Here is a 12,140-nt window from a genome sequence, read left to right as displayed (position 1 = left end):
AATTCTTTCACAAATATATTAATTAGCTATTTTGGTCATGTAAAATAAGGGTTCAATTTATTAACATATATGCTTTTTTTATGTATACCCTATTTTTTTTGGGGTATATCCAAAAAATCAATAATTTTTAGTTCTTTTATTGTTTAAATTGTTAATAAAAATTCGAATCTGAAGCTTTTTTTTATGCCAATACAGTTAATTTTGTGTAGAATTTAAATCCTTTTATTATGTCAACCCTACGATTTCATGCATTGAAAACCTCAATGAATAGAGCTACTGTTTCTGTTCAAGAGAATCCCAAACGATCCGAAGTTTTTGGATCCAATGTCTTTGGTATAACAGCTATGCGCAGTTCATTGCCTAAAGCTACATTTAAGAATTTATCTACAGCAATAGAAAAAAATCAAACCATAAGTCGTGATATTGCCGATCAGATCGCTTCAGCTATGAAAGAATGGGCCATGACCAAAGGAGTTACTCATTACACTCATTGGTTTCAACCGCTTACTGGAGCAACTGCTGAAAAACATGATGCTTTTTTTGAAACCATCGGTCCTGGCGATTCGATAGAACAATTTGAAGGAAATCAGTTGGTTCAACAAGAACCCGACGCCTCTTCATTTCCTAATGGTGGAATTAGAAATACTTTTGAGGCTCGTGGATATACAGCATGGGATCCCACCTCTCCAGCGTTTATTTTTGGTACAACCTTATGCATTCCAACAGTCTTTGTAGCCTACACTGGAGAGGCACTGGATTTTAAAACCCCACTTTTACGGGCTCTTCACGCTGTAGATGATGCCGCTACCTCAGTAGCACGTTATTTTGATAAAAATGTAAAAAAAGTATCTGCCTCCTTAGGTTGGGAACAGGAATATTTTTTAATTGATAAATCTTTAGCTGCTGCACGGCCTGATTTGGAATTAACTGGGCGGACCTTACTCGGCCATTCTTCGGCGAAAGGTCAGCAGCTTGATGATCATTACTTTGGGACCATACCCAACCGCGCTCTTAACTTTATGAGAGACCTAGAAAAAGAGTCCATTCTTTTGGGTATCCCTGTAAAAACACGCCATAATGAAGTTGCGCCAAATCAGTTCGAACTAGCACCTATCTATGAAGAAGCTAATCTCGCTGTCGATCACAATTCGCTAGTTATGGACCTTATGAAAAAATTGGCCGACCGTCATCATTTTAAAGTTTTGTTTCACGAAAAACCCTTTGCCGGTGTCAATGGTTCTGGAAAGCATAACAATTGGAGTTTAAGTACGGACACAGGTATAAACCTTTTAGCGCCAGGTAAAACTCCAATGAGTAATTTACAATTTTTAACATTTTTCATTAATACAATCAAAGCCGTATGTGATAATGAAGAACTGTTACGTGCTTCAATAGCTTCTGCAAGTAATGACCACAGGTTGGGCGCTAATGAAGCCCCACCTGCTATTATGTCTGTGTTTATTGGGGCGCAGCTAACAAAAGTATTAGGTGAATTAGAAGGAGTGACGAAAGGAAAATTATCCCCAAAAGAAAAAACAGATTTAAAACTTAATGTTGTTGGTAAAATTCCAGAAATACTTTTGGACAATACCGATAGAAACCGAACTTCTCCATTTGCTTTTACTGGCAATAAGTTTGAATTTCGCGCTGTTGGCTCAACAGCCAATTGTGCCAACCCTATGACGGTACTTAATACTATAGTCGCGAAGCAGCTTATCGACTTTAAGGCTGAAGCTGATATTTTGATTGACAAAAAAGGACTTAAAAAAGATGAAGCTATTTTTAATGTATTGCGCGAATACATCAAAACTTCTAAAGCTATTTTATTTGAGGGTAATGGTTATGGGGATGAATGGCAAAAAGAAGCAAAAAAACGCGGTTTAAGTAATAATAAAAACACTCCGCAAGCTTTGAAAATTAAGATCGCGCCAAAGACTGTCGCATTGTATGAAAGTCTAGGCGTTATGAACAAAACTGAAATAGAGGCCCGTTACGAAATTGAAGTTGAAGATTACATTAATAGAATTCAAATTGAAGGTAGAGTGCTTGGTGATGTGGCTCGTAATCATATTATTCCAACTGCTGTAAAATATCAAAATATACTCATCAGTAATGTTCGAGGATTAAAGGATATTTATGGAAAAGACTTTAAAAAGTACGCCAGTGAACAATTGATTTTAATTAAAGACATATCGACTTATATTGAATCAATAAATTCTGAAGTGACGGCCATGATCAATGAAAGAAAGAAAGCCAATGTTGTTACAGATTCTATTAAAAAAGCTGAAATGTATTGCACAAAAGTAAAACCACTTTTTGATGATATTCGCTACAGCTGTGATAAACTAGAATTGCTAATTGATGATGAGCTTTGGCCACTACCAAAATACAGAGAATTATTATTTACTAGGTAGTGCGTAAAATTTTTTAGACGATTTTATGTCAAAACATTAAATACTGTATTACATTTGCAATTCATAAAAATCTATGGGAAAAGAGGTTAGTCAACGTTATGCGCAACGCGGTGTTTCAGCATCGAAAACAGATGTTCACAATGCTATAAAAAACATTGACAAGGGTCTATTTCCTAAAGCATTTTGCAAAATTGTTCCAGACCACCTAACTCATGATGAAGAGTATTGCTTGGTTATGCACGCCGATGGAGCTGGTACGAAAAGTTCTCTAGCTTATGCTTATTGGAAAGAAACCGGCGATCTATCTGTTTGGAAAGGAATCGCTCAAGATGCCCTAATCATGAATATTGATGATTTGCTTTGTGTTGGTGCAACGGATGATATTATGTTGTCATCAACAATTGGGCGCAATAAAAACTTAATTCCTGGTGAAGTAATCTCCGCAATTATAAACGGCACTGAAGAGTTGATTTCTGACTTAAAAAGCCATGGTGTCACAATACATTCAACGGGTGGTGAAACAGCTGATGTTGGAGATTTGGTACGTACTATAATTGTAGATTCTACTGTTACAGCTCGGATGAAGCGTAGCGCTGTAATCGATAATGCTAATATTCGTCCCGGAGATGTTATTGTTGGTTTGGCTTCATTTGGGAAAGCTTCTTACGAAAACCACTACAATGGCGGTATGGGTAGTAATGGTTTGACCTCTGCCAGACATGATGTTTTTCACAAGGATATTGCTCAAAAATACCCCGAGACTTTTGATGCCGCAGTGCCCAAAGATTTAGTTTACTCTGGACAAGTTCAACTAACTGATTCTGTTGAAAATTCACCTATCGACGCTGGGAAATTAGTACTTTCTCCGACACGAACATATGCTCCAATCATCAAATCTATTTTAGATAATTGCGCCTTAGAGTCCATTCATGGTATGGTTCATTGTAGCGGAGGTGCTCAAACAAAAATACTTCATTTTATTGATGAACTACACGTTGTAAAAGACAATATGTTTCCAATTCCTCCTTTATTTAAATTGATTCAGGAGCAATCCAAAACAGATTGGAAAGAAATGTATCAAGTGTTTAACTGTGGTCATAGAATGGAGCTGTATGTGCAGCCAGAAATTGTAGAGCACATTATAGAAATCGCCTCAAAATTTGATGTTGATGCCCAAATTATAGGTCGTGTTGAAGCTTCAAAAACCAAAAAATTAACTATTAAAAGTGATTTCGGTACGTTTGAATATTAGATTTTAAGGCTCATTTCGCCTTAAAGTAGTATTTTTGTTTCAATATTTATATTCCATGTTAGAAAGAATTCAAATCATAAGACAACGCTTCGACGAGGTGAGCGATCTTATTATTCAACCAGATATTATTTCCGATCAAAAACGTTATGTTCAAATTAATAAGGAATATAAAGACCTAAAGAAAATTCTAGAGCGTGGAGAAATCTATGAAGAGCTAACGTCAAACATCAATGAAGCTCAGGAAATCATAGCTGATGGTAGTGATTCTGAAATGGTGGAAATGGCAAAAATGCAACTCGAAGAGGCTAAAGAAAAATTACCCGAAATTGAAGATGAAATTCGGTTTCTTTTAATCCCTAAAGACCCTGAGGATGCTAAAAATGTTGTTGTAGAGGTACGTGCTGGTACTGGAGGAGATGAAGCCAGTATTTTTGCCGGGGACCTGCATAGAATGTATACAAAATATTGCGAGTCTAAAGGCTGGAAAGTTGATGTGGTTGACTTTAATGAAGGGACTTCTGGAGGTTATAAAGAAATCATATTTGAAGTTTCAGGAGCCGATGTTTACGGAACTATGAAATTCGAGGCAGGAGTACACAGAGTTCAACGGGTTCCTCAGACCGAAACACAAGGACGTGTGCATACAAGTGCTGCATCGGTAATTGTTCTGCCCGAGGCCGAAGAGTTTGATGTCGAATTGGATATGGCAGAAGTGCGTATAGAGCGCACAACTTCAACTGGACCCGGTGGTCAATCAGTCAATACAACTTATTCTGCCATTAAGCTACATCACGAGCCTACAGGAATGATTGTCAGTTGCCAGGATCAAAAATCATCGCATAAAAACTTAGAAAAAGCCCTCAAAGTTTTGCGTTCCAGACTATATGAGATGGAATTGGCTAAAAAACAAGCTGCTGATTCTGAGAAGCGAAAAAGTATGGTATCCTCTGGAGACCGCAGCGCAAAAATAAGAACTTATAATTACCCTCAAGGTCGGGTCACAGACCATAGAATTGGATTGACCTTGTATGATCTCTCTAATATTATCAATGGCGATGTGCAAAAAATTATAGATGAGCTAATGTTGGCGGAAAACACTGAGAAACTTAAGGCTGATTCAGATTTAATATAATTCTAATGAATACCAACAAACTAATTTCAGAAATTAAAAGAAAACGTTCTTTTTTATGTATTGGATTAGATGTTGACAAGTCTAAAATCCCAACACACCTTTTAGGTTTTTCATCACCAATTTTTGAATTTAATAAAGCCATTATTCAAGCTACACAGCACCTTTGCGTAGCGTACAAGCCAAATATTGCGTTCTATGAAGCCTATGGAGAAGAAGGATGGGAAGCTTTGAGTTTGACCATTGATTATTTAAACACTTATTACCCTGAAATCTTCACAATAGCCGATGCAAAGCGCGGAGACATTGGAAATACAAGCCATATGTATGCTAAAGCATTTTTTGAAGATTTAGGATTCGATAGTGTTACAGCAGCGCCTTACATGGGTAAGGATTCAATAGAACCTTTCTTGAAATTTGAAGATAAACATACTATTCTGTTGGCATTGACTTCAAATTCTGGCGCGCATGATTTCCAAACTCTAAATACAGATGCTAAGCCATTATATCAGTCGGTTATAGAAACTTCCAGAACATGGGTAAATGCCAAAAACTTGATGTACGTTGTTGGTGCTACGAAGGCAGAATATTTTAAATCCATTCGGAAAATTGTTCCCGACAGCTTTTTATTGGTGCCTGGCGTTGGTGCCCAAGGAGGAAGTTTAGAAGAAGTGTGTAAATTTGGACTCACTTCTGATATTGGCTTGCTAGTAAATTCGTCTAGAGGGATTATTTATGCTTCCAATGGATTGGATTTTGCTGAGCAAGCCGCGCAAAATGCTAAAGAATTACAACAAAAAATGAATGCCATTCTATCTCATATATAATGAGTTGCTTATAAGCTTAGTACCCATTGTTTTTGAAGTTTTTTAAACTTCTTTATTTCTTTTTTTAAAATTAAAATAAAATCTCTGCCATCGCTATTGCATTTGGATAAGCGTTTGCAGCTTTGAGTCATTCGATAAGTCAGCCACTCCAACGTATGCGCGTGAACGTATTTTTGTGAGGCTTTAGTTGTTTGTTGTGCTTTTAAAACCTCTGATGATAATGACACAGATTGTTGAATGATATCACCAGAAAAATAAATATTCGGATTTTCTGTTCCATCATCTGAAAGCACTGACAAATCAGTATTTAGATAATCGGAAATCTTCTTTGAAAGATAGCTGATCTCTAAAGCCTTTTTGTAGAAGGCTGAATTGAAGTTTAAATACGTTCTATTATTCATCTTTAAAAGATTGGCCTACTGTAAAATTAAATTTTTTTTCAGCTTCTTTTATTTAAATATTATTGTTTTAATAAAATAATTATTTAATTTTTTATTATTTTTAACTAAATATATTTAAAAATGAAATTAGATTCCATTCATTCTAGAATTTTAAACTTACTTCAGAAAAATGCACGTATTTCTAATACTGAAATAGCAAAACAAGTCGGAATTTCATCTCCAGCTGTAGCTGAACGTATTAAAAAGATGGAAGACTTAGGAGTTATTTCTAAATACATGGCACAAGTAAATTACAGTGCTTTAGGATATGGACTCCGCGCACTTATTACAGTTCGTGCTTTTATGGGGCGACTGAAACCTTTTCTACATCAAGTTAAGTCCTATAAAGAAGTGATTAATTGCTATAGGATTACAGGAAATGAAAATATTGTTATGGAAGTTGTTTTTGAGAACCAACAGCATTTAGAAATATTCATTGATGAGCTTATAACTTATGGCGAAACAAAAACACAAATTATCCTCTCCAATGTTGTTGCACATCATCCAATTGATAAAATTTAATTGATGTCAGCGTTTATAAAATTCAGTTCTTTTTTTATTTGTGTGTTCTTGGTGGCTCTGTCTTGTACTCAGAAAAAAATTCCTGTACAGTACAATTCTGAATTTCAAAAGAAAATGAACGAACAGTTTAAGGATGCTTCAAGGTCTCCATTGAAGCCCAAAGATTTGAAAGAGTTCACCTCCCTTTCTTTTTTTCCTATCGACTCTGTTTTTGTGGTTAAAGCTAAACTAACACCAACTCCCGACTCTGATTATTTTGACATGAAAACCACCACAGCTTTAGTGACCAAGGAGCGTATTTACGGGGTATTGTCTTTCAAATTATTAAACCAGTATGTAGAACTAAATGTGTATCAAGGAATCGACTCGACAGCATCAAAACCGGATTATCTTTTCCTTCCCTTTTTGGACGATACCAATGGTAATACTACCTACGGAGGTGGACGATACATGGACTTAACGATTCCTAAAGGCGATAGTTTATGGCTCGATTTCAATACAGCTTACAACCCTTATTGTGTGTATAATGAGCTGTACTCTTGCCCGATTGTTCCTCGACAAAATTATATTCCTATTGAAGTTAGAGCAGGCTTAAAGCGCTTCAAGTAATATCAAATATTTTTGGATATAAATAATCCTAAAATTACTGCAAATACGCCCAAAAAAAGAGATCCGATAGTGTAAACCAAAAATTGAGTATAATCTCCTGTTTTTAAGAAATTTTGATTTTCTAAAGCAAATGCTGAAAAAGTGGTGAAACCTCCACAAAACCCAGTAACCAACAGTAGTGTTTGGGGCTCAGAAAGGCCGCCATTTTTAAGCCCCAATCCCATAAAAACCCCAATAAGTATACTACCAATGATGTTGACAAATAGCGTTGCGGTTGGGAATGTACCCAATGGACTTTGAAACACCTTTCCAACAAGATAACGTAACATACTTCCAACACCACCACCCAAAAATACCAGCAAAGCGTATTTCATATTATTTCTGTTTTAATTTTTTTTGAAAGGATAAAAATTATGTTCTTAAAGCTACTACAAAACTAAATTATAATTTTCTTTGTTATGCCACATCAACAAATTAATTTTTTATTTTTTTAAAAAAACCTATATTCGTGCACATTCATAATTCAAACAAAATCTTAATACCATTACTTATGAAACCTATTTATAAATTTATGTTCATTTTTTTTGCATGTGCTCAATTGTTTTTTTCATGCAATACAGAAAGTACGTTGTCATCTTCAGATGATTTGTACATCGAGGTTGATGTCGAAAATTTTCCTTACATGGTCGAGCAATTTGCTGATCTTAAAATATTACGCTATCAATTACCCGGTTGGGAAAGCCTATCTTTAGACGAGCAGAAATTAGTTTACTACTTAACGCAAGCGGGTCTCTCTGGAAGAGATATTATGTGGGATCAAAACTACAGGCACAACCTAACAATCCGCCAAGCATTAGAAACAATTTACACCACTTTTGATGGTGATAAGACTACTGAAAATTGGAGAGCTTTTGAAATCTATCTCAAACGAGTTTGGTTTAGTAATGGGATTCACCATCATTACAGCAATGCAAAATTAAAACCTGAATTTTCAGAAGACTATCTAAAATCTTTACTCGACGCAACAACAGCATCGTTAGAGGGAGAGGCGTTTGATGTAATTTTTAATGAAAAAGATGCTAAAAAAGTCAATCAGGCAAAGGACGTAGATAATGTTTTGGCATCAGCAGTTAATTTTTATGGGCCAGACATTACCAACAATGATGTAGAAACATTTTATGCAGCTAGAGTCTCACCCAATCCCAATAAACCCCTTTCTTTTGGTTTGAATTCACAATTGGTCAAAGAGAATGGAGTTGTCAAAGAACGCGTTTATAAATCTGGGGGGCTTTATGGAACGGCGATTGATGAAATTGTAAAATGGTTGGAGTTAGCAGAAGGGGTGGCCGAAAACAAAGCACAAGGCGATGCTCTAGCACTGCTCATCTCATATTACAAAACTGGAGATTTACAGACCTGGGACGATTATAATGTGGCATGGACTGCTGCTACTGAGGGTAATATTGATTACATCAACAGTTTTATTGAAGTTTATAACGATCCGTTGGGGTATAGAGGATCTTACGAAACAATTGTTCAAATAAAAGATTTCGATATGTCTGCTAAAATGGCTGTGCTCTCTGAAAATGCGCAGTGGTTTGAAGACAATTCACCACTAATGCCTGAGCACAAAAAGAAAAATGTGGTTGGTGTAAGTTATAAAACTGTAAACGTTGCAGGTGAAGCAGGAGACGCATCGCCATCAACACCAATAGGCGTTAATTTACCAAATGCAAACTGGATTCGTGCAGAAGTTGGAAGTAAGTCTGTTTCTTTGGGTAACATAACCAATGCTTACAATAACTCAGGAAGCTCAGGGCGATTGAAAGAGTTTGTTCACGACGATGAAGAATATGAACTTGAGAAAAAACATGGTCAGCTAGCCGATAAACTTCATACCGCACTTCACGAAGTTGTTGGGCATGCTTCTGGGCAATTGAATCCAGGTGTCGGCGAAACAAAAGAAACACTAAAAAATTACGCATCAACACTAGAAGAAGGACGTGCCGATTTGGTAGGCTTGTACTACCTCTATGATTCAAAATTGCAAGAATTGGGCTTAGTCGAAGATTGGAAAGCTGTTGGTAGGGCTGCTTTTGACGGTTATATTAGAAATGGCCTAATGACTCAGCTTATTAGATTGGATCTTGGGGATGATGTTGAAGAAGCACATATGCGCAACCGACAATGGGTAAGTGCTTGGGCTTTTGAAAAAGGACAAAAAGACAATGTTATTGAAAAAGTAACAAGAGATGGTAAAACCTATTTTAATATCAACGATTACGATAAACTTCATGAGCTTTTTGGACAACTATTAAGAGAAACACAGCGCATCAAATCTGAGGGCGATTTTGAGGCTGTTCAAGCGCTTGTTGAAGGATATGGAGTAAAGGTTGATCCAGAAATTCACGCTGAGGTATTGGAGAGAAACAAACAATTTAAGTCTGCGCCTTATGGCGGCTTTATCAACCCTGTTCTGGAGCCTGTAACAGATGAAAATGGTGCCATTACAGCAATCAAAGTAAACTACGCAAAAGATTTCGCTAGTCAAATGCTTTACTATGTGGAACATTATAACTTTCTACCTAATGTAAATTAAGTAATTGTTTAAAATTTATTACAAAGAGCCACTTATTGAATATAGTAGGTGGTTTTTTAGTAACCTAAAAGAAATTTAATAGCTGCAATGCCTAAAATAAATGCAATAAAAAGTATAAGAATCCAAAGACTTCCTTTGTAGTATTTTTGATTTTGTGCTGCGTCTTTTTTATAAGCTATAAAAATGACAATTGCGAAAACAATTGCGAAAACAATTCCAAAAAGAAGTTGTCCTTGACTGAACATATTTGTGTATTTTTATAGATGAATTCTTATTCAAAATTACAAAAAAATAAATAGATGAAAAATAAAATACAAGCTGTCCAACGTTTTCACGAAGCTTTTAAAATTGGCTATAGAACAGCTCCTAAAGCAGATTTAGGTGCTGCAAAAAATCAGCTGCGCTTTGATTTGATGAAAGAAGAAAATGAAGAGTATTTTGAAGCGGCACAGAATAATGATCTCGTGGAGGTTGCCGATGCTCTTGGCGATATGCTTTATATTCTTTGTGGTACTATTATAGAGCATGGATTACAACATAAAATAGAAGCTGTTTTTGAAGAAATTCAGCGCAGTAATATGAGTAAACTTGGAGAAGATGGCCAACCCATATATAGAGCAGATGGAAAAGTTCTAAAAGGCCCAAATTATTTTAAGCCTAACATAGCATCTATTCTCAAATAGTCAAACGACCTTATTAAACTTTAAATCGCCAACCAAATGGATCGTCAGCAGTGTTGGTTTGGATAGATGTTACTTTTTCCTTTAATAAACTGGCATAAGATTTTTCTAGTTCTGGAAGATCATAATCTTGATCTCTAAAACCAAATGACGATATTGGAGAAATGACAGCTGCAGTTCCTGCGCCAAACATTTCTTTTAAACTTCCATTATTTGATGCATCAATAACTTCAGAAACGGTAAACTTCCGTACCTCTACGGCAATCCCCTCTGATTTTGCAATATCAATAATACTTTTCCGCGTTACACCATCTAAAATACGGTCACTGGTTGGACCAGTAATTAGTGTATCGTCAATTCGTATAAAGATGTTCATGGCCCCGGCCTCTTCAATGTATTCATGGGTATTGTCGTCAGTCCAAATTACCTGGTTGTATCCTCTTTCAATAGCCAGTTGTGTAGGGTAGAATTGACCGGCATAGTTACCACCTGCTTTTGCATAACCAACGCCGCCGTTGGCAGATCTTGAGTATTTTTCTTCAATAAGAACACTAACTTTTCCGGAAAAATATGGCCCAGAGGGTGCCGTAGCAATCAAGAAGCGGTATCCGTCCGCAGGTGAAGCATGAAAACCTTCGCCAGTTGCAAAAATAATTGGCCTGATATATAATGAACTTCCTGCAGTTGTAGGAATCCAATCATTATCCACTTTTAGTAATGCTTTAAGTCCTTCAAAAAACACTTCTTTGGGAAGCTCAGGAATAGCCAAACGTTTGGCCGATTTGTTTAAACGGTTAAAATTTTCTTCAGGACGAAAAAGCCATGTATTGGCATCACTATCTTTGTATGCTTTCATACCTTCAAATATGGACTGTCCGTAATGAAAAATTTTGGCTGATGGCATAAGTGACATTGGCTGAAACGGAATAATTTCAGCTTGTCCCCAAGCCCCATTTTTGTAGTCGCACACAAGCATATGATCGGAAAAAATACTGCCAAAACCTAAATTTTCAAAATCAATTTCATTTAGTTTTGAGTGTTTTACTTTAGTCGTCTTTATTGAGCTCATTTTATTTTTTCTAAATCTAATTTAATACAAAATTACTAAAATTACTGCTGAACAAACACAACATTCCTAAAAGTTATTATCTTTAGATCTTTAACAAACAGACGAGTAATGAAAAAAAGCCTAATCATCATTTCTACCTTTATTTTTATTTTTTCTTGTAAAGAAAAACAAAACAATCGCGTTCCGGTTAAATTACAATCCAACACCTATAATTTATTCGGCCATGGATTTGAAACAGATTCAATTTTATCGATAGCACAGCTCTCTGAAAAAGCCATAAATTTAGGGGACACCCTTCAATTGACTCTTAAAGGAAACATCAAAGATGTATGTTCAAAAAAAGGATGTTGGATGACTTTATCTATGCCAAATGAAACTGACATGATGGTTCGTTTCAAAGATTATGGTTTTTTTGTGCCTTTAGATGCCAGTGGTGAAGTTATTGTCAATGGAAAAGCATTTTTTTCAGAAACCTCGATTGAAGATTTACGCCACTATGCAGAAGATGCTGGGGCCTCTGCTGAAGATATTGCTGCCATAGTATCTCCAAAAGTTTCTTATAACTTTGAAGCAGACGGAGTTTTAATTAGTCAATAATA

Annotated in this window: 13 protein-coding genes; 9 read left to right on the top strand and 4 right to left on the bottom strand. The window is 36.0% G+C overall.

The annotated features are described in order from the left end of the window. The first annotated feature begins 227 nt into the window (after positions 1-227). The 4 genes from FORMA_RS01880 (at position 228) to pyrF (ending at position 5,622) form a co-directional block, all read left to right on the top strand. The gene (locus FORMA_RS01880) at positions 228-2,414 is read left to right on the top strand and encodes a glutamine synthetase III family protein (protein ID WP_069674060.1); all 2,187 of its coding nucleotides are present in this window, start codon (positions 228-230) and stop codon (positions 2,412-2,414) included. Between the two features lie 73 nt (positions 2,415-2,487). Further along, positions 2,488-3,666 carry an AIR synthase related protein gene (locus FORMA_RS01875; RefSeq protein ID WP_069674059.1) on the top strand — a complete coding sequence of 393 codons (1,179 nt, stop codon included), beginning with the start codon at positions 2,488-2,490 and terminating at the stop codon, positions 3,664-3,666. A gap of 55 nt (positions 3,667-3,721) precedes the next feature. Beyond that, positions 3,722-4,798: a peptide chain release factor 1 gene (prfA, locus tag FORMA_RS01870; RefSeq protein WP_069674058.1), complete on the top strand. Its 1,077-nt coding sequence runs from the start codon at positions 3,722-3,724 to the stop codon at positions 4,796-4,798. A 5-nt stretch (positions 4,799-4,803) separates the two neighbouring features. Next, positions 4,804-5,622 carry an orotidine-5'-phosphate decarboxylase gene (gene pyrF, locus FORMA_RS01865; RefSeq protein ID WP_069674057.1) on the top strand — a complete coding sequence of 273 codons (819 nt, stop codon included), beginning with the start codon at positions 4,804-4,806 and terminating at the stop codon, positions 5,620-5,622. An 8-nt stretch (positions 5,623-5,630) separates the two neighbouring features. Here pyrF and FORMA_RS01860 read toward each other — a convergent pair whose 3' ends face one another. Next, positions 5,631-6,023 (bottom strand): hypothetical protein, encoded by a 393-nt coding sequence (locus FORMA_RS01860; protein ID WP_069674056.1) that lies wholly within the window; start codon positions 6,021-6,023, stop codon positions 5,631-5,633. A gap of 120 nt (positions 6,024-6,143) precedes the next feature. On the opposite strand from FORMA_RS01860, the gene FORMA_RS01855 reads away from it, so the two are divergent. Next, positions 6,144-6,584, top strand: a complete 441-nt coding sequence (locus tag FORMA_RS01855; protein ID WP_069674055.1) for an Lrp/AsnC family transcriptional regulator — start codon at positions 6,144-6,146, stop codon at positions 6,582-6,584. Positions 6,585-6,587: 3 nt separating this feature from the next. Next, positions 6,588-7,193 (top strand): DUF1684 domain-containing protein, encoded by a 606-nt coding sequence (locus FORMA_RS01850; protein ID WP_069674054.1) that lies wholly within the window; start codon positions 6,588-6,590, stop codon positions 7,191-7,193. 2 nt (positions 7,194-7,195) lie between these two features. Here FORMA_RS01850 and crcB read toward each other — a convergent pair whose 3' ends face one another. Then, entirely contained in the window at positions 7,196-7,567 is a 372-nt protein-coding gene (gene crcB, locus FORMA_RS01845) for a fluoride efflux transporter CrcB (protein ID WP_069674053.1), read from the bottom strand. A gap of 197 nt (positions 7,568-7,764) precedes the next feature. Between crcB and FORMA_RS01840 the strand changes: the two genes are divergently transcribed. After that, on the top strand, positions 7,765-9,792 hold the full coding sequence (locus tag FORMA_RS01840) for a dipeptidyl peptidase 3 (RefSeq protein ID WP_231925001.1): 2,028 nt from the start codon (positions 7,765-7,767) through the stop codon (positions 9,790-9,792). A 56-nt stretch (positions 9,793-9,848) separates the two neighbouring features. On the opposite strand, the gene FORMA_RS01835 is transcribed toward FORMA_RS01840, so the two are convergent. After that, complete coding sequence (locus tag FORMA_RS01835; RefSeq protein WP_069674052.1) at positions 9,849-10,037, bottom strand: hypothetical protein; 189 nt, start codon at positions 10,035-10,037, stop codon at positions 9,849-9,851. Between the two features lie 54 nt (positions 10,038-10,091). On the opposite strand from FORMA_RS01835, the gene FORMA_RS01830 reads away from it, so the two are divergent. Continuing rightward, the gene (locus FORMA_RS01830; protein WP_069674051.1) at positions 10,092-10,475 is read left to right on the top strand and encodes a nucleoside triphosphate pyrophosphohydrolase family protein; all 384 of its coding nucleotides are present in this window, start codon (positions 10,092-10,094) and stop codon (positions 10,473-10,475) included. Between the two features lie 13 nt (positions 10,476-10,488). On the opposite strand, the gene FORMA_RS01825 is transcribed toward FORMA_RS01830, so the two are convergent. Beyond that, positions 10,489-11,541 carry a branched-chain amino acid aminotransferase gene (locus FORMA_RS01825; RefSeq protein WP_069674050.1) on the bottom strand — a complete coding sequence of 351 codons (1,053 nt, stop codon included), beginning with the start codon at positions 11,539-11,541 and terminating at the stop codon, positions 10,489-10,491. 108 nt (positions 11,542-11,649) lie between these two features. Between FORMA_RS01825 and FORMA_RS01820 the strand changes: the two genes are divergently transcribed. Continuing rightward, positions 11,650-12,138 carry a DUF4920 domain-containing protein gene (locus tag FORMA_RS01820; protein WP_069674049.1) on the top strand — a complete coding sequence of 163 codons (489 nt, stop codon included), beginning with the start codon at positions 11,650-11,652 and terminating at the stop codon, positions 12,136-12,138. The last annotated feature ends 2 nt before the right edge of the window (positions 12,139-12,140 follow it).

This window comes from Formosa sp. Hel3_A1_48 (genome assembly GCF_001735715.1).
Taxonomy (GTDB): domain Bacteria; phylum Bacteroidota; class Bacteroidia; order Flavobacteriales; family Flavobacteriaceae; genus UBA3537.
Note: the sequence above shows the minus strand (reverse complement) of the source record. Positions and strands in the feature narration are given on the sequence as shown.